This window comes from Streptomyces qaidamensis (genome assembly GCF_001611795.1).
GTDB lineage: Bacteria > Actinomycetota > Actinomycetes > Streptomycetales > Streptomycetaceae > Streptomyces > Streptomyces qaidamensis.
Genome location: NZ_CP015098.1, coordinates 8,962,577 through 8,980,630 on the forward strand (window position 1 = coordinate 8,962,577; position 18,054 = coordinate 8,980,630).

12 protein-coding genes are annotated in these 18,054 nt (G+C 70.5%); 9 read left to right on the forward strand and 3 right to left on the reverse strand.

Annotated elements, in window-relative coordinates; translation table 11 throughout:
• Window positions 1-2: 2 nt before the first annotated feature.
• The 7 genes from A4E84_RS39330 to A4E84_RS39360 all read left to right on the forward strand — a co-directional run bounded on the left by A4E84_RS39330 (window position 3) and on the right by A4E84_RS39360 (window position 10,977).
• On the forward strand, window positions 3-965 hold the full coding sequence (locus A4E84_RS39330) for an ABC transporter substrate-binding protein (RefSeq protein WP_062931115.1): 963 nt from the start codon (window positions 3-5) through the stop codon (window positions 963-965).
• Between the two features lie 227 nt (window positions 966-1,192).
• Window positions 1,193-3,631: a GcvT family protein gene (locus tag A4E84_RS39335; RefSeq protein WP_062931116.1), complete on the forward strand. Its 2,439-nt coding sequence runs from the start codon at window positions 1,193-1,195 to the stop codon at window positions 3,629-3,631.
• A gap of 95 nt (window positions 3,632-3,726) precedes the next feature.
• Window positions 3,727-4,587, forward strand: a complete 861-nt coding sequence (locus A4E84_RS39340; protein WP_062931117.1) for a bifunctional methylenetetrahydrofolate dehydrogenase/methenyltetrahydrofolate cyclohydrolase — start codon at window positions 3,727-3,729, stop codon at window positions 4,585-4,587.
• Window positions 4,584-5,867 (forward strand): serine hydroxymethyltransferase, encoded by a 1,284-nt coding sequence (glyA, locus tag A4E84_RS39345; protein ID WP_062931118.1) that lies wholly within the window; start codon window positions 4,584-4,586, stop codon window positions 5,865-5,867. The genes A4E84_RS39340 and glyA overlap by 4 nt, the downstream gene beginning before the upstream one ends.
• Window positions 5,864-7,096: a sarcosine oxidase subunit beta family protein gene (locus A4E84_RS39350; RefSeq protein WP_062931119.1), complete on the forward strand. Its 1,233-nt coding sequence runs from the start codon at window positions 5,864-5,866 to the stop codon at window positions 7,094-7,096. The genes glyA and A4E84_RS39350 overlap by 4 nt, the downstream gene beginning before the upstream one ends.
• Window positions 7,097-7,124: 28 nt before the next feature.
• Window positions 7,125-10,379, forward strand: coding sequence for a sarcosine oxidase subunit alpha family protein (locus A4E84_RS39355; RefSeq protein WP_062931120.1), 3,255 nt, complete (start codon window positions 7,125-7,127; stop codon window positions 10,377-10,379).
• Window positions 10,372-10,977 (forward strand): sarcosine oxidase subunit gamma, encoded by a 606-nt coding sequence (locus A4E84_RS39360; RefSeq protein ID WP_062931121.1) that lies wholly within the window; start codon window positions 10,372-10,374, stop codon window positions 10,975-10,977. The genes A4E84_RS39355 and A4E84_RS39360 overlap by 8 nt, the downstream gene beginning before the upstream one ends.
• Before the next feature lie 102 nt (window positions 10,978-11,079).
• On the opposite strand, the gene A4E84_RS39365 is transcribed toward A4E84_RS39360, so the two are convergent.
• On the reverse strand, window positions 11,080-11,871 hold the full coding sequence (locus A4E84_RS39365; RefSeq protein ID WP_062931122.1) for an IclR family transcriptional regulator: 792 nt from the start codon (window positions 11,869-11,871) through the stop codon (window positions 11,080-11,082).
• A gap of 55 nt (window positions 11,872-11,926) precedes the next feature.
• Entirely contained in the window at window positions 11,927-12,799 is an 873-nt protein-coding gene (gene purU, locus A4E84_RS39370) for a formyltetrahydrofolate deformylase (protein WP_062931123.1), read from the reverse strand.
• 193 nt (window positions 12,800-12,992) lie between these two features.
• On the opposite strand from purU, the gene A4E84_RS39375 reads away from it, so the two are divergent.
• Window positions 12,993-14,135, forward strand: coding sequence for an aromatic ring-hydroxylating oxygenase subunit alpha (locus tag A4E84_RS39375; protein WP_062931124.1), 1,143 nt, complete (start codon window positions 12,993-12,995; stop codon window positions 14,133-14,135).
• Window positions 14,136-14,138: 3 nt separating this feature from the next.
• Window positions 14,139-16,433 (forward strand): FdhF/YdeP family oxidoreductase, encoded by a 2,295-nt coding sequence (locus A4E84_RS39380; protein ID WP_062931125.1) that lies wholly within the window; start codon window positions 14,139-14,141, stop codon window positions 16,431-16,433.
• 58 nt (window positions 16,434-16,491) lie between these two features.
• On the opposite strand, the gene A4E84_RS39385 is transcribed toward A4E84_RS39380, so the two are convergent.
• Entirely contained in the window at window positions 16,492-17,874 is a 1,383-nt protein-coding gene (locus tag A4E84_RS39385; RefSeq protein ID WP_062931126.1) for an L-serine ammonia-lyase, read from the reverse strand.
• Window positions 17,875-18,054 lie beyond the last annotated feature (180 nt).

Here is an 18,054-nt window from a genome sequence, read left to right on the forward strand (position 1 = left end):
CCATGGCACGACACTTCAGAGCCGGCGCGGCCGGCCTGGCCGTCCTCGGCCTCACCCTCACGGCCTGCGGAGGCGCGAAGGTCGGCGACGACAGCGCGGCCGGCTCGGGCAGCTCGGGCAAGTGCGGCACCTTCAACCTCGCGATCAACCCGTGGGTGGGCTACGAGGCGAACGCGGCGGTCCTCGCGTACGTCGCCGAGCACGACCTCGGCTGCAAGGTCGAGCAGAAGGACCTCAAGGAGGAGATCGCCTGGCAGGGCTTCGGCACGGGCGAGGTCGACGCCGTCGTGGAGAACTGGGGCCACGACGACCTGAAGAAGAAGTACATCACCGATCAGAAGACGGCCGTCGATGCCGGCCCGACCGGCAACAAGGGCCTCATCGGCTGGTACGTGCCGCCGTGGCTGGCGAAGGCGCACCCGGACATCACCGACTGGAACAACCTCAACAAGTACGCCTCGAAGTTCAAGACCTCGGAGTCGGGCGGCAAGGGGCAGCTCCTCGACGGCGACCCGTCGTTCGTCACCAATGACGAGGCGCTGGTCAAGAACCTGAAGCTGGACTTCAAGGTGGTGTACGCGGGCAGTGAGACCGCGCTCATCCAGGCCTACCGCAACGCCGAGAAGAACAAGCAGTGGGTGATCGGCTACTTCTACGAGCCGCAGTGGTTCATGTCCGAGGTGCCGCTGAAGAAGGTCAGCCTGCCCGAGTACAAGGAGGGCTGCGACGCCGACGCGGAAAAGGTCGCCTGTGACTACCCCGTGTACGAACTCGACAAGATCGTCAGTGCGAAGTTCGCCAAGTCGGGCAGTCCGGCCTATGACCTGGTGAAGAACTTCACCTGGACGAACGAGGACCAGAACACCGTGGCCAAGTACATCGCGGTGGACAAGATGGCGCCCGAGGCCGCGGCGAAGAAGTGGGTCGAGGCCAACCGCGGCAAGGTCGACGCCTGGATCAAGTAGACCGCGGGAACACCCGTGTGAGTCCGGCCGGAGAGGCCCGGCAGGCTGTGTCGTCAGCCTGCCGGGCCTCGTGGTTTTGCGCTGTTTCCTCCCCGTCGTGCCCGGGTGTTTTTCCGGCGTCGCGGACCCCTTGACACGCCGATGCGCGGCGGGCACATTGAGTTGCGCAACCTGAACCCTGTTGCGTAGACAGCAACTGGATCGCTTTCAACGTCGGAGGTGCGGCGATGGCGGGACCCCGGGTGGTCATCATCGGAGCGGGCGTCGTGGGGGCGGCGCTCGCCGACGAGATCTCCGCGCGCGGCTGGACCGAAGTGACCGTGGTCGACCAGGGCCCACTGCCCGCCACCGGGGGCTCGTCGTCGCACGCCCCGGGCCTGGTCTTCCAGACCAACCCCTCCAAGACCATGACCGAGATGGCCCGTTACACCGTCGAGAAGTTCTGCTCCCTCGACGTCGACGGGCAGCCCTGCTTCCTCCAGGTCGGCGGCCTGGAGGTGGCCACCAGCCCGGAGCGCGTCACCGAACTGCAGCGGCGCCACGGCTGGCTGGCCTCCTGGGGCATCGAGTCCCGGCTGCTGACCACCGAGGAGTGCGTCGCACAGCACCCGCTCGTCGACCCGGACAAGGTCCTCGCCGGCCTCCACGTGCCGACGGACGGCCTCGCCAAAGCGGTCCTCGCCGTGGAGGCGCAGATCCGCCGGGCCACCGAGCGCGGCGTCCGCTTCCTCGCCCGCCACGAAGTCCTCGACGTCCGGCAGGCCGAGGGCGAGGTGACCGGCGTCCTGACCGACCAGGGCGAGATCCCCGCCGACATCGTCGTCTGCTGCGCCGGCATCTGGGGCCCGAAGATCGCCCGCATGGCCGGCATGAACCTCCCGCTCACCCCGCTCGCCCACCAGCTCGCCTGGACGGGCCCGGTCCCGGCTCTGGCAGGCCAGACCGAGGAGGCGGTCCGCCCGATCCTGCGCCACCAGGACGCCGACCTCTACTACCGCGACCGCTTCGACGGGCTCGGCATCGGCTACTACGGACACCGCCCGATGCCGATCTCAGCCGACGACATCCTCTCCGTGGACGAGTCCGACGCGATGCCCTCCGTCCTGAAGTTCACCGAAGAGGACTTCGAGAAGGCCTGGACCGAGACGCAGTCACTCCTGCCCGCGACGAAGGACGCCAAGGTCGAGGAAGGCATCAACGGCCTGTTCTCCTTCACCACCGACGGCCTGCCCCTGCTCGGCGAATCCCCCGACGTCAAGGGCTTCTGGGTCGCCGAGGCCGTCTGGGTCACGCACTCCGCCGGCGTCGGGCGGGCCATGGCCGAGTGGCTGGTCGACGGCTACTGCTCCTCCTTCGACCTGCACGAGTGCGACGTCAACCGCTTCGAACCGCACCAGCTCTCGCCGGAGTACGTGCTGGCCCGCGACTGCCAGAACTTCGTCGAGGTCTACGACATCCTCCACCCCCTCCAGCCGTCGGGGGACCCGCGCCCGATCCGCACCAGCCCGTTCCACACCCGCCAGCAGGAGCTGGGCGCCTTCTTCCTGGAGGCGAACGGCTGGGAGCGGCCCCAGTGGTACGAGGCCAACGCCGGCCTGGTCGAAGGCCGTTCCATCGTCACCCCCAACGACTGGGCCGCGCGGTACTGGTCGCCCATCGTCGCCGCCGAGGCCCAGACCACCCGAGAGACCGTCGCCATGTACGACATGACGGCCCTCAAGCGGCTGGAGGTCAGCGGGCGCGGCGCCGGCGAGTTCCTGGAGCGGCTGTGCACCGGCAAGGTCGCCAAGTCCGTCGGCTCGGTGACGTACACGCTGCTCCTCGACCACGACGGCGGCATCCGCAGCGACGTCACCGTCGCCCGGCTGGCTCCCGACCTCTTCCAGGTCGGCGCCAACGGCAACCTGGACCTCGACTGGTTCACCCGGCACCTCCCCGCCGACGGCACGGTCCAGGTGCGTGACATCACCCCCGGCACCTGCTGCATCGGCCTGTGGGGGCCGCGCGCCCGCGACGTCCTCCAGCCGCTCACCGACGCCGACTTCTCGGCGACCGGCCTGAAGTACTTCCGCGCCCAGCGCGCCCACATCGGCTCCGTGCCCGTCACCGCGATGCGCCTGTCGTACGTCGGCGAGCTCGGCTGGGAGCTGTACACCACCGCGGACCTGGGCCAGAAGCTGTGGGACACGCTGTGGCGGGCGGCCGAGCCGCTGGGCGGGATCGCGGCCGGGCGGGGCGCGTTCAACAGTCTCCGCCTGGAGAAGGGCTACCGGTCCTTCGGCACGGACATGACGTACGAACACGACCCGTACGAGGCCGGCGTCGGCTTCGCCGTGAAGCTCGACAAGGACGACTTCGTCGGAAAGGCGGCGCTGGAGCGGCGCAAGGCCGATGTACGGCGGAAGCTGACCTGTCTCACGATCGACGACCCCGAGGCCGTCGTCATGGGCAAGGAGCCGGTGTACGACGGGGACTGTGCGGTGGGGTACGTCACCAGTGCGGCTTATGGCTACACGATCGGCAAGGGCATCGCCTATGCGTGGCTGCCGGTGGAGCTGGCCGCTCCGGGGACCGTTGTGCACATCGGGTACTTCGACCAGTCCGTCGAGGCGGTCGTGGCTGAGGAGCCCTTGTTCGATCCGACGATGTCGCGGCTTCGTGGCTGAGTCGTCGTCTGCGAGTGCGTCGTGGCTCGTCGCGCAGTTCCCCGCGCCCCTCAAAGGGGTGTTCGGCTACACCCTCGTTGGAAGGAACCCTTGAGGTGACTGCACAACTCCTCGACGGCAAGGCGACCGCAGCCGCCATCCGGCGTGAACTCGCCGAGCGCGTCGCCAAGCTGACCGCGACCACCGGCCGGGCACCGGGACTGGGGACCGTCCTGGTCGGTGACGACCCCGGCAGCCACGCCTACGTCGGCGGCAAGCACCGGGACTGCGCCCAGGTGGGGATCGCCTCCATTCGGCGGGAGCTGCCCTCCGACGCCTCTCAGGAGCAGGTCGAGGAGACGATCGACGAGCTCAACGCCGACCCCGCCTGCACCGGCTACATCGTCCAGCTCCCGCTGCCCCGTCCCCTGGACGCCAATGCCGTGCTGGAGCGCATGGACCCGGCCAAGGACGCCGACGGACTGCACCCCGTCAACCTCGGCCGCCTCGTCCTCGGTGTCGAGGCGCCGCTGCCGTGCACCCCGCGCGGCATCGTCGAACTGCTCCGCCGTCACGACGTGCCGCTCGCCGGAGCGCGGGTGTGTGTGATCGGGCGGGGCATCACGGTCGGGCGGCCGATCGGGCTCCTGCTCACCCGCCGCTCCGAGAACGCCACCGTCACCCTCTGCCACACCGCAACCAAGGGCCTGGCCTGGCACGTACGCGAGGCGGACATCGTCGTCGCGGCCGCCGGCTCGCCCGGACTGATCACCAAGGACATGCTGCGCCCCGGCGCGGCCGTCCTGGACGTCGGCATCACCCGCACCGACCAGGGCCTGGTCGGAGACATCCACCCGGACGCCGCCCAGGTCGCCGGATGGCTGGCGCCGATGCCCGGGGGCGTGGGCCCCATGACCCGTGCCATGTTGCTCGCCAATGTCGTCGAGGCCGCCGAGAGGAACGCGAACGCCGTATGAACGCGCTGAACACCCCCCTGGCGGAGCTGGACCCCGAGGTCCACGCCGCGCTCCGCGCCGAGCTGCACCGCCAGCAGTCCACCCTGGAGATGATCGCCTCCGAGAACTTCGCGCCCTCCGCCGTGATGGAGGCCCAGGGGTCGGTCGCGACCAACAAGTACGCCGAGGGCTACCCGGGCCGCCGCTACTACGGGGGCTGCGAACACGTCGACGTCACCGAGCGGCTGGCCATCGAGCGTGTCAAGTCCCTGTTCGGCGCCGGCTTCGCCAACGTCCAGCCGCACTCGGGCGCCCAGGCGAACACCGCGGTCTTCTTCGCCCTGCTCCAGCCCGGCGACACCGTCCTCGGCCTCGACCTCGCGCACGGCGGGCACCTCACGCACGGCATGCGCATCAACTACAGCGGCAAGATGCTCAACGTCGTGCCGTACCACGTGTCCGAGGCGGACAACCTCGTCGACATGGACGAGGTCGGGCGGCTGGCCAAGGAGCACCGCCCCAAGATGATCATCGCGGGCTGGTCGGCGTACCCCAGGCAGCTGGACTTCGCGGCCTTCCGCAGGATCGCCGACGAGGTGGGCGCCCTGCTGATGGTCGACATGGCGCACTTCGCCGGGCTGGTGGCGGCAGGACTGCACCCGAGTCCCGTACCGCACGCCCACGTCACGACCACGACGACGCACAAGACCCTCGGCGGTCCGCGCGGCGGCGTCATCCTCACCAACGAGGCAGACCTCGCCAAGAAGATCAACTCTGCGGTGTTCCCCGGCATGCAGGGCGGCCCCCTGGAACACGTCATCGCCGCCAAGGCGGTGTCGTTCAAGGTCGCCGCGACACCGGAGTTCGCCGAACGCCAGGCCCGGACGCTCGCGGGGTCCCGCATCCTCGCCGAACGCCTCACCCGGCCGGACGCGGCAGCCGCCGGAGTCAAGGTGCTGACCGGCGGCACGGACGTCCACCTCGTCCTGGTCGACCTGCGCGACTCCGAGCTGGACGGCCGCCAGGCCGAGGACCTGCTCCACGAGATCGGCATCACCGTCAACCGCAACGCCGTGCCCTTCGACCCGCGCCCGCCCATGGTCACCTCGGGCCTGCGCATCGGCACCCCCGCCCTGGCCACCCGCGGCTTCACCGAGGAGGACTTCGCCGAGGTCGCGGACGTCATCGCCCTCGCCCTCCAGCGGGCACCGGACGTGGCCGCCCTGCGCGCCCGCACCGAGGCCCTGGCCGCCAAGCACCCGCTCTACCCGCACCTGTCCGAGGACGGAGACGCCCGATGAGCCCCCGCACCCCCGGCGCCGAGCTCCCCGAACACCCCGACTGGCTGTGGCGCAACCCCGAGCCCAAGCGCTCCTACGACGTCGTCGTCGTGGGCGGCGGCGGACACGGCCTGGCCACCGCCCACTACCTGGCGAAGAACCACGGCATCACCAACGTCGCCGTGCTGGAGAAGGGCTGGCTGGCGGGCGGCAACATGGCCCGCAACACCACGATCATCCGCTCCAACTACCTCTGGGACGAGAGCGCGGGCATCTACGAGCACGCCCTCAAACTGTGGGAGGGCCTGGCGGACGAGCTCGACTACCCGATCCTCTTCTCCCAGCGCGGCGTCCTGAACCTCGCCCACAGTCTCCAGGACGTCCGCGACAGCGTGCGCCGCGTCGAGGCCAACCGCCTCAACGGCGTGGACGCCGAGTGGCTCGACGCGGACGGCGTCAAGGACGTCTGCCCGATCGTCAACATCTCCCCGGACGTGCGCTACCCCGTCCTGGGCGCCACCTACCAGCCGCGCGCGGGCATCGCCAAGCACGACCACGTGGCGTGGGGCCTGGCCCGCTCCGCCGACGCCGCCGGGATCGACATCATCCAGAACTGCGAGGTGACCGGCCTCGACGTCGTCGGCAACCGGGTGGTGGGAGTCCAGACCACCCGGGGCCCGATCGTCGCGGGCAAGGTCGCGCTCTGCTCGGCGGGCCACACCTCGGTCCTGGCGGCCATGGCGGGCATCGACCTCCCCGTGCAGAGCCATCCCCTGCAGGCGCTCGTGTCGGAGCTGCTGGAACCGGTCCACCCGACAGTCGTCATGTCCAACGCGGTCCACGTGTACGTCAGTCAGGCGCACAAGGGCGAGCTGGTGATGGGCGCCGGCATCGACGCGTACAACTCCTACACCCAGCGCGGCGCCTTCCACATCATCGAAGAGCAGATGGCGGCGGCCCTGGAACTCTTCCCGGTCTTCGCCCGCGCCCACGTCCTGCGCACCTGGGGCGGCATCGTCGACGTCAGTCCCGACGCCTCACCGATCATCGGCCTCAGTCCGGTCGACAACCTCTACCTCAACTGCGGCTGGGGAACCGGCGGTTTCAAGGCCACCCCCGGTGTCGGCTGGGTCTACGCCCACACCATCGCCCACGACACACCGCATCCGCTGAACGCCCCCTTCTCGCTCGACCGTTTCACCACCGGCGCGCTCGTCGACGAGCACGGCGCGGCCGCGGTGGCCCACTAGGACCACTGGAAGCTTTGGGAGCCGATCCATGCTGCTGATCCCCTGCCCGTGGTGCGGACCTCGCGACGAGGCCGAGTTCCACTACGGCGGCCAGGCCCATGTGCCGTACCCGGAGGCCCCGGCGTCCCTCACCGACGAGGAGTGGGCCCGCTACCTCTTCTTCCGCGACAACCCCAGGGGCCCCTTCGCCGAGCGCTGGACCCACACCGCGGGCTGCCGCCGCTGGTTCAACGCCGTCCGGGACACGTCGACGAACGAGATCCTCACGGTGTACCGGGCGGGGGAGGAGCGCCCGGAGACGGTTGAGCCGCGTTCGGTCACTCTGCAGCCGCGTCCAGCAATTCCAGCCCGTCCGGCGCTTGAGGACGAGGCCGTCCAGGCCGATACGGGGGTCTGGGAACAGAGCCCCCAGTGGGGTCCGGGGGCAGAGCCCCTGGTTTCGGGAAGGGGCGGGGCGGGGGAGAACAACCAGCCCTTCCGCCACCCCACCCGCGGCCGCATCCACCGCGACGAACCCCTCACCTTCACCTTCGACGGCACCGAATACCAGGGCTGCAAAGGCGACACCCTCGCCTCCGCCCTCCTCGCCAACGGCGTCATCCAGACCGGCACCAGCATCAAACTGGGCCGCCCCCGCGGCATCTTCTCGGCCGGCGTCGAGGAACCCAACGCGGTCATCCAGATCGAGGAACCGTTCCCCGAGCCCATGCTCCCGGCCACCACCGTCGAGCTCTACGACGGCCTCGTCGCGACCAGCCTCCCCGGCCAGGGCCGCCTCGCCACCGAACCGGACCCGGCCCGCTACGACGCCGTGCACACCCACTGCGACCTCCTGGTCGTCGGTGCCGGCCCCGCCGGCCTCGCCGCAGCGGCGGCCGCCGCCCGCTCCGGCGCCCGCGTCATCCTCGCCGACGACCAGCCGGACCCCGGCGGAAGCCTCCTCGGCACCGGCGAACTCCTCGACTGGGTGGCCGCGACGACCGCCCGGCTCGACGCCGCCCCGGACGTACGTGTCCTGCGCCGCACCACGGTCTTCGGCTACTACGACGACAACCACCTGCTCGCCGTCGAGCGCCGCACCGACCACCTCGGCGCCGCGGCTCCCGGCAAGGTCTCCCGGGAACGCGTCCACCGCATCCGGGCCCGCCACGTCGTCCTGGCCACCGGCGCCCACGAACGCTCACTGGCCTTCGCGGACAACGACCGGCCCGGCGTGATGCTGGCCGCTTCGGCCCGCTCCTACGTCAACCGCCACGGCGTCCTGCCCGGCCGTCACGCGGTCGTCTTCACCACCAACGACAGCGCCTACGCGGTGGCGCTGGACCTCGCCGCGGCGGGCGTCGCCGTCGAGGCCGTGGTCGACACCCGTCCCGAGCCGGGGCAGTGGGCCGAGCGCACCCGCCGGGCCGGCATCGAGGTGCTGACGGGTCACGCCGTCACGGCCACGGAAGGCGCCGCCCGTCTCACCGCCGTGACCGTCGCCCCGTACGGGGAGACGACAGGGCGACGGGAGTTCGCCGCCGACCTGCTCCTGGTCTCCGGCGGCTGGAACCCGGTCGCGCACCTGTTCAGCCAGGCGGGCGGCAAGCTCCGCCACGACGAGGAGCTCGGCAGCTTCGTCCCCGACTCCTCACGCCAGGCCGTCGAGGTCGCGGGCGCCGCGAGCGGCGTCCTCGACCTGGCCCGAGTCCTCGTGCAGGGCGCGGCCGCGGGAGCCCGCGCGATCGAGGCCGAGGGCTACACCTCGGAGCCGCCCCGCCTGCCGCAGGTGGCGGCACAGCCGCAGACACCGCCCATGCCGGTGTTCACCGTTCCCGGCCGGGAAGGCGCCCCGCGCTTCGTCGACCTCCAACGCGACGTCACCGTCGACGACCTCGCCCGGGCGACCGGTGCCGGAATGCGCTCGGTGGAGCACACCAAGCGCTACACCACGGCCGGCACGGCCAACGACCAGGGCAAGACCTCCGGCGTCCTGGCCAGCGGCGTCGTCGCCGAACTGCTCGGCGTGGACATCTCGGCGCTCGGCACGACCACGTTCCGGCCGCCCTACACCCCGGTCTCCTTCGCCGCCCTCGCAGGCCGCGACCGCGGCGTGCTGAGCGACCCGGTCCGCACCACCGCCCTGCACGAGTGGCACGTCGGGCACGGCGCTCTCTTCGAGAACGTCGGCCAGTGGAAGCGGCCCTGGTACTACCCCCGGGCCGGCGAGGAGATGGAGACGGCCGTGCTGCGCGAATGCGCCGCCGCCCGCGAGGGCGTCGCCTTCATGGACGCCTCCACCCTCGGCAAGATCGACGTCCAGGGCCCGGACGCCGCCGCTTTCCTCGACCTGCTCTACACCAACATGATGAGCACCCTGAAGGTCGGCATGATCCGCTACGGCGTGATGTGCCGCCCGGACGGGATGGTCTTCGACGACGGCACCGTCATCCGCCTCGACCAGGACCGCTACCTGGTCACCACCACGACGGGCAACGCCGCCACCGTGCTGGACTGGATGGAGGAGTGGCTCCAGACGGAGTGGCCCGAGCTGAAGGTCCACTGCACCTCCGTGACCGAACAGTGGGCCACTGTCGCCCTGGTCGGTCCGAAGTCCCGCGAGGTCCTCGGCTCGCTAGCACCCCAACTGGCCGTGGCCAACGACGACTTCCCGTTCATGGCGTGGCGGGACACGACGGTCGCGGGCATCGAGGCCCGGGTGTGCCGGATCAGCTTCTCCGGCGAACTGGCCTACGAGATCAACGTGTCGCCGTGGGAGGCCCTCGCCCTGTGGGAGGCGCTGTACGCGGCGGGCGCCCCGTACGGCATCACCCCGTACGGCACGGAGACGATGCACGTCCTGCGCGCGGAGAAGGGCTATCCGATCGTCGGCCAGGACACCGACGGCACGGTGACGCCGCAGGACCTCGGCATGAGCTGGGCAGTGTCGAAGAAGAAGCCCGACTTCATCGGCAAGCGTTCCTTCGCCCGTGCCGACACCGTCCGCCCCGACCGCAAGCACCTGGTCGGTCTGCTCCCGGAGGACCCGGGCACGTTCCTCCCCGAGGGCACGCACCTGGTCGCCGACAGCGTGCTGCCCGCGCCCCCCGTTCCGATGCTCGGCCATGTCACGTCCAGCTACCGCAGCGCGGCCCTCGGCAGGACCTTCGCGCTCGCGCTGGTCAAGGGCGGACGCGAGCGCATCGGTGAGCGCCTCTACGCCCCCGTCGGTGACCGGCTGGTCCCGGTGACCGTCGCGAGCCCCGTCCTCTACGACCCCGAGGGAGCCCGCCGCGATGGCTGACACCGCCCTTACCGCCCCGCTCCGCAGCCCCCTGTCGCACGCCACGGACCGGCTGGCCGCCGCCACCCGCACCTCCGGGGGCGCCGTTCGGCTGGCGGAACTCCCCTTCCTGACCCAGGTCAACGTCCGCCTCGATCCCAAGGGAGCGGCGGCGGACGCCGTGGGGCTGGCGCTGGGCCTGCAACTGCCCGTCGAGCCCGGCACCGTCGTCCGCGCCGGAGAGCTGACCGCGCTGTGGCTCGGCCCCGACGAGTGGCTCGTGGTGGGCCCGCCGGGCGGCCGGCGCGGGCTGGAGAACCGGATCCGTGAGGCCGCCGGCGACGAGCCCGTGTCCGTCGTCGACGTCTCGGCCCAGCGCACCACCCTCCTCGTCGCCGGCCCCCGTGCCCACGACCTGCTGGCCCACGGCTGCTCGCTCGACCTGCACCCGCGCGTCTTCGGCCCGGGCCGCTGCGCCCAGACGACCCTGGGCCGTACCCAGGTCGTCCTGGTGGCCCGTGACGACCCGAGGGCCGGGTTCTGGGTGCTGGTCCGCTCCTCCTTCGCCGGCTATCTGTCGGACTGGCTGCTGGACGCTGCCGTGGAGTGGACGGGCTGAACCCCCGGGACACCACGAAAGCGGCGGTCGGAGAACCGGACACCGTTCTCCGACCGCCGCTCGGCGTGCCGGTCCTGCCCTGGTCAGGGACCCGGCCGCGCCTCAGCCTGTATAGCCGAGGCGGCGGCTCAGCTCGTCCGCTCCCGCGACGAGAACCCGTGCCAGTTCGTGCATCCGCTCCTCGGTCAGCCGGAAGGCCGGCCCCGACGCGCTGAGGGCGGCGACGACCTCGCCCTCGTCCGAACGCACGGGCACGGAGAGGGCGTTGAGGCCTTCCTCGTACTCCTCCATCGTGATGGCGTAGCCCTGCTCACGGGCCACGGCGAGGTCCGCCTCCAGCTTCTTCCTGGAGGTCACCGTGTGCGGTGTCACACGGGGCAGACCGGTCTCGGTGAGGAGCTCGTCGCGGTCCTTTCGGTCGAGGTGGGCGAGGAGGATCTTGCCGCTCGACGTGCAGTGCAGCGGCGTCTGCCGTCCCACCCAGTTCTGCGCGGCGATGGCCGAGGTACTGCGCACCTGGTAGAGGTTGATCGCGTGGTGGGATTCGAGCACGGCGATGTTCAGCGTCTCGCCCACGTCGTCGACGAGGCGCTCGCAGATGCCCCGTCCGTGCCGGGTGACGGCGATACGGCCCGTCACCGCGCCTGCCAGGCGTACGACTCCGAAGCCGAGACGGTACTTTCCGCGCTCGCTCTCCTGCTCGACCATCCCGTGCGCCTCCAGCGCGCCGAGGAGACGGAAAGCGGTGGACTTGTGGACGTCGATCGCCGCGGCCACTTCACTCACGCCCGCCTCGCCGTGCTGGGCGAGGATCTCCAGCACGGCGACAGCACGGTCAACGGACTGCACTCCGCCATTCGGAGCGCCTGCGGACTCGGCACCGTGGTTGCTCATGGCGAAACCCTAGGTGAAATGGTCAACGGGCGTGAGGGGGTGGGGGCCGTTTTCCTCAGCGGAAGACGACCGTACGGTTGTCGTTGACCATGATGCGGCTCTGGCTGTGCCATTCCACCGCCCGGGCCAGGACCTGCGCTTCGACGTCACGCCCCAGGGCGACCAGGCTGTCCGGTCCCTGCGAGTGGCTCACCCGGACGACGTCCTGCTCGATGATGGGCCCCTCGTCGAGGTCCGGGGTGACGTAGTGGGCCGTCGCCCCGACGAGCTTGACGCCGCGCTCGTGCGCCTGGACGTAGGGCCGGGCGCCCTTGAAGCTCGGCAGGAACGAGTGGTGGATGTTGATCGCCCGGCCTTCGAGCTGCTTACACAGGTCGTTCGACAGGATCTGCATGTAGCGGGCGAGGACCACCAGGTCGATGTCCAGCTCGTCGACGAGCTCCAGCAGCCGCGCTTCCGCCTCGGGCTTCGTCTCCCGGGTCACGGGCACGTGGTGGAACGGGATCCCGTAGCTCTCGGCGAGCGGCTCGAAGTCCCGGTGGTTGGAGACGATCGCCGGCACCTCGATGTTCAGCGCGCCGGTACGGCAGCGGAAGAGCAGGTCGTTGAGGCAGTGCCCGAACTTCGACACCATGATCAGCGTGCGCGTGGGGGTCGACGCCTCGTACAGCTGCCAGGAGATCCGGTACGCCTCCGCCACCGGGGCGAAGCCGGACTTCAGGTCTTCCAGCGTCATGCCCGGGTCCGTGACGTCGAAGTGCACCCGCATGAAGAAGCGGTCCTTGAGCCGGTCGTCGAACTGCTGGCTCTCCTGGATGTTCCCGGAGTGCCGGACGAGGAAGCCGGTGACGGCGTGGACGAGGCCCGAGCGGTCGGGGCACGACAGAGTGAGGACGAACTCACGGCCGGTGGTGGGTCCAAGAGACACTGAGCCCTCCCTGAGGGAAGTGCGTATTGCGCAACAGTGGGACTGATACGCAACATGGTCCCGGCTCCGGCGGCCCGCGGTCAAGGTCTTGACAGTGCTTCGGGCGGACTGCACTGTGAGTTGCGTAGCAAGAGGTCCGTTGCGTATGAGGCAACCACTCGCCCGACCGGGGCGCTTCACTCCGAGGTGAACCATGACTACGACCGGCCTGCCGGACAGCCTGATCGCGACCCTTCCCGGCGACCACTACACGGACCCGGAGATCTTCCGCCTGGAGCAGGAGCACATCTTCGAGTCCATGTGGTTCTGCGCGGCACGCTCGTCGGAACTGGCGAAACCGGGCGCGTTCCGGACCGTGGACGTCGGACGGGAGAGCGTCCTGCTGACCCGCTCCCGGGACGGCTCCGTCCGGGCCTTCTTCAACGTGTGCCGGCACCGGGGCGCGAAGCTCTGCACACAGGAGTCCGGCGAGGTGAAGCGGGCCTTCCAATGCCCGTACCACGCCTGGACGTACGACCTGAACGGCAAACTCGTCGCGGCCCCGAACCTGACCAAGATGCCCGACATCGGCCGCACCGAGTACGGCCTGGCGAGCGTGGCGGTGCGCGAGTGGCTCGGCTACGTGTGGGTGTGCCTGGCCGAGAACCCGCCGCCGTTCGAAGAGTCGGTGATCGCGGACGTGGTCGCGCGCCTGGGCGACGCGGAGTCCATCGAGCGGTACGACGTCGAGAGCCTGGAGGTCGGCCGGCGGATCGTCTACGACGTCAAGGCCAACTGGAAGCTCATCATCGAGAACTTCATGGAGTGCTACCACTGCGCGACCATCCACCCCGAGCTGACCGAGGTCCTCCCGGAGTTCGCCGACGGGTTCGCGGCGCAGTACTACGTGGGGCACGGCGCCGAGTTCGGCGCGGACGTCCAGGGCTTCACCGTGGACGGCTCGGAGGGCCTGGACCGCATCCCCACGGTCTCCGAGGAACAGGACCGCCGGTACTACGCGATCACGGTGCGCCCGCAGGTGTTCATCAACCTGGTCCCCGACCACGTGATCTTCCACCGGATGTTCCCGGTCGCGGTCGACCGCACGATCGTCGAGTGCGACTGGCTGTACCTGAAGGGCGTAGTGGAGAGCGGCCGGGACGTCAGTCGGTCCGTGGAGCTGTTCGACCGGGTCAACCGGCAGGACTTCGACGCCTGCGAGCGCTGCCAGCCGGCCATGAGCTCCCGCCTGTATGCCAAGGGCGGCGTCCTGGTGCCCAGCGAGCACCACATCGGCGAGTTCCACGACTGGGTCCAGGACCGCCTCGGCACCCGCACGAACCTCGCGGAGCGCTAGTCGATGGCCCGCAAGGCACCCGCCGAGGACCCCGGTGACTCCCGTCTGCGGGTGGGCCCGCCCAAGGACCACGCCGCGGGCGTTCCCGCGGTCACGTCCTCGCTGCGCCACGCCCACGGGCAGATGGGCGTCCGCCGCAGTCTGCTCACCCTGCTGAACGTCAACCAGAAGTCGGGCTTCGACTGCCCCGGATGCGCCTGGCCCGAGCCCGGGCACCGCCACCGCGCCGAGTTCTGCGAGAACGGTGCCAAGGCGGTGGCCGAGGAGGCCACCCTGCGCCGGGTCGGCCCCGGCTTCTTCGCCGAGCACACCCTGGCGGAGCTGGCCGGACGCAGCGACTACTGGCTGGGCCAGCAGGGCCGCCTCACACACCCCATGTACCGCCCCGCCGACAGCGACCACTACCGGCCGGTCTCCTGGGACGAGGCGTTCGCCGTCGTCGCCCGGGAGCTGCGCGCACTCGACTCACCGGACCAGGCGGCCTTCTACACCTCCGGCCGGGCGAGCAACGAGGCCGCCTTCGTCTACCAGCTCTTCGTCCGGCTCCTCGGCACCAACAACCTGCCCGACTGCTCCAACATGTGCCACGAGTCGAGCGGCGCGGCCCTGACCGAGACCATCGGCATCGGCAAGGGCAGCATCCGGCTGGAGGACCTCTACGAGGCCGACCTGATCCTCGTCGTCGGCCAGAACCCGGGCACCAACCACCCCCGGATGCTCTCGGCACTGGAAACCGCCAAGGACCGGGGTGCCCGGATCATCTCGGTCAACCCCCTCCCCGAAGCCGGCCTGCTGCGCTTCAAGAACCCCCAGCGGCCCTCCGGCGTGCTGGGGGGCGGCACCCAACTCACCGACCTGTTCCTGCAGATCAGGCTCGGTGGCGACCAGGCCCTCTTCCAGGCCTTCAACCGCATGCTCCTGGAGGCGGAGGACGACGCCCCCGGCACGGTCCTCGACCACGACTTCATCACCGCGCACACCCACGGCTTCGAGGACTTCGCCGACCAGGCCCGCAAGACGTCCTGGGACGACGTCCTGGAGGCCACCGGCCTGCCGGCGGAGCAGATCAGGGAGGCGTTCCAGGAGGTCCTGGCCGCCGACAGGATCGTCGTCTGCTGGGCCATGGGCCTCACCCAGCACCGCCACTCGGTGCCGACCATCCGCGACGTCGTCAACTTCCTGCTCCTGCGCGGCAACATCGGACGCCCCGGCGCCGGACTCTGCCCCGTGCGCGGCCACTCCAACGTCCAGGGCGACCGGACCATGGGCATCCACGAGAAGCCGGACGCCGCGTTCCTCGACGCGCTCGGCGCCGAGTTCGGCTTCGAGCCGCCGCGCCCCCACGGCCACGACGCGGTGGAGACCATCCGGGCCATGCGGGACGGGCGGGTACGGGTCTTCGTCGCCCTCGGCGGCAACTTCGTCTCCGCCGCCCCCGACACCGCTCTCACCGAGCGCGCTCTGCGCAATTGCGAGCTGACGGTGCAGATCTCCACCAAGCTCAACCGGTCCCACGCGGTGGCCGGCCGCCAAGCCCTCATCCTGCCCTGTCTGGGCCGCACCGAAGCCGACCTCCGGCCCGCCGGAGAGCAACAGGTGACGGTGGAGGACTCCATGGGCATGGTGCACCTCTCGCGCGGCCGCCTGACACCCGCCTCCGACGCCCTGCTGAGCGAGGTCGCGGTCATCTGCCGGATGGCGGACGCGGCCCTCGCGAGCGAGGGTCCACCCGTGCCCTGGGCGGACTTCGAGGCGGACTACGACCGGGTCAGGGACCGGATCGCCAGGGTGATCCCCGGCTTCGAGGGCTTCAACGCCCGGGTGCGGGCGCCGGGCGGCTTCGCCCTGCCGCACCCGCCCCGGGACGAGCGGCGCTTCCCCACGAGAACCGGACTGGCGAACTTCACCGTCAACCGGCTGGACGTTCTGCGTGTACCGCCGGGGCGGCTGCTTCTCCAGACCATCCGCTCGCACGACCAGTACAACACCACCGTCTACGGCCTGGACGACCGCTACCGCGGCATCCACCAGGGCCGCAGAGTGCTCTTCGTCCACGCGGACGACCTCGCCGCGCTGGGCCTGGCCGACGGCGAAACGGTGGACATCGTCAGCGAGTTCACCGACGGGGTCGAACGCCGGGCACTGGCCTTCCGAACGGTCGCCTATCCCACCGCGCGGGGCTGCTGCGCCGCCTACTTCCCCGAGACCAACGTCCTCGTCCCCCTGGACTCCACCGCGGACATCAGCAACACGCCGACGTCCAAGTCGATCGTGGTCCGGCTGGAACCGGCACGCTGACCTGCCTGCCGGTCACTCCCGCTCGTGCAACGCCGACGCGGGCCCTGCCGCTGCTTCGTCAGCACTCGATGACGTTGACCGCGAGCCCGCCGCGGGCCGTCTCCTTGTACTTGACCTTCATGTCGGCGCCGGTCTCCTTCATGGTCTTGATGACCTTGTCCAGGGAGACGTGGTGGCGGCCGTCGCCCCGCAGGGCCATCCGCGCCGCGGTGACGGCCTTGACCGCCGCCATGCCGTTCCGCTCGATACAGGGGATCTGGACCAGGCCGCCGACCGGGTCGCACGTCAGACCCAGATTGTGCTCCATGCCGATCTCGGCGGCGTTCTCCACCTGCTCCGGTGAACCGCCGAGGACCTCCGCGAGGCCGCCCGCGGCCATCGAGCAGGCGGCACCGACCTCGCCCTGGCAGCCGACCTCGGCGCCGGAGATGGAGGCGTTCTCCTTGAACAGCAGGCCGATGGCACCGGCCGCCAGCAGGAACCGGACGACTGCGTCGTCGTCGGCTCCATGGACGAAATTGACGTAGTAGTGCAGAACGGCCGGGATGATGCCGGCAGCCCCGTTCGTCGGGGCGGTGACCACACGGCCGCCGGCCGCGTTCTCCTCGTTGACCGCCATGGCGTAGAGGGTCACCCACTCCAGTGCCCGCCCGGCCGGGTCGCCGTCGGCCCGCAGCGCCTTGGCCACGGCGGTGGCCCGGCGGCGGACCTTCAGCCCGCCCGGCAGGATCCCCTCACAGGACAGTCCGTTCGCGACGCACTCCCGCATCACCCGCCAGATCTCCAGCAGGCCGGTACGGATCTCCTTCTCGCTGCGCCAGGCCAGTTCGTTCTCCAGCATCAGCGCCGAGATCGACAGGCCCGTCTCCCGGGTCAGCCGCAGCAGCTCGTCACCACTGGTGAACGGGTACTTGAGCACGGTGTCGTCCAGCGTGACCCGGTCCGCGCCGACCGCGTCCTCGTCGACGACGAACCCGCCGCCGACCGAGTAGTACGTCTTCTCCAGCAGCGGTGTGCCCTCGGCGTCGTACGCGGACAACGTCATGCCGTTGGCGTGGTACGGCAGCGAACGGCGGCGGTGCAGCACCAACTGGCCGGCCGCGTCGAAGCCGATCTCATGGGCATCCCCGAGGTAGCGGCCCAGCAGTCGCAGCCGCCCCGTCGAGGTGATCCGCTCGACGTCCCGTGCGGCCTCGGCCACGTCCACCGTGTGCGGCTCGTTGCCCTCCAGGCCGAGCAGCACCGCCTTGGGGCTGCCATGGCCGTGTCCGGTGGCGCCGAGGGAGCCGAAGAGCTCGGCCCGCACCGCTGCCGTGCGGGCGAGGAGTCCCTCCTCCTCCAGTCGTCCGGCGAACCTGCCGGCGGCGCGCATGGGGCCGACGGTGTGTGAACTGGACGGCCCTATGCCGATGGAGAAGAGGTCGAAGACGGAGATGGCCACGAGCGGGCTCCCGTTTCCTATTGAGCAACTGAACTCTCTATGTGCAACAGCCTTTCTCGCGGGTTCAGGTGTTGTCAAGACGGCGGCGGACCTCGATCAGGGCGCTGTCGTGCGCTGTCCGGCGGCGGGGCGCCGTGCCCTGCGGTGATCGCCTGGTCAGACATCGGGCGCGCGGTGTCG

Excerpts from the sequence above, each read along its gene's own strand:
- A4E84_RS39330 (WP_062931115.1), top strand. The coding sequence starts at position 3 with ATGGCACGACACTTCAGAGCCGGCGCGGCCGGCCTGGCCGTCCTCGGC.
- A4E84_RS39335 (WP_062931116.1), top strand. The coding sequence starts at position 1,193 with ATGGCGGGACCCCGGGTGGTCATCATCGGAGCGGGCGTCGTGGGGGCG.
- glyA (WP_062931118.1), top strand. The coding sequence starts at position 4,584 with ATGAACGCGCTGAACACCCCCCTGGCGGAGCTGGACCCCGAGGTCCAC.
- A4E84_RS39350 (WP_062931119.1), top strand. The coding sequence starts at position 5,864 with ATGAGCCCCCGCACCCCCGGCGCCGAGCTCCCCGAACACCCCGACTGG.
- A4E84_RS39355 (WP_062931120.1), top strand. The coding sequence starts at position 7,125 with ATGCTGCTGATCCCCTGCCCGTGGTGCGGACCTCGCGACGAGGCCGAG.
- A4E84_RS39360 (WP_062931121.1), top strand. The coding sequence starts at position 10,372 with ATGGCTGACACCGCCCTTACCGCCCCGCTCCGCAGCCCCCTGTCGCAC.
- A4E84_RS39365 (WP_062931122.1), bottom strand. The coding sequence starts at position 11,871 with ATGAGCAACCACGGTGCCGAGTCCGCAGGCGCTCCGAATGGCGGAGTG.
- A4E84_RS39375 (WP_062931124.1), top strand. The coding sequence starts at position 12,993 with ATGACTACGACCGGCCTGCCGGACAGCCTGATCGCGACCCTTCCCGGC.
- A4E84_RS39380 (WP_062931125.1), top strand. The coding sequence starts at position 14,139 with ATGGCCCGCAAGGCACCCGCCGAGGACCCCGGTGACTCCCGTCTGCGG.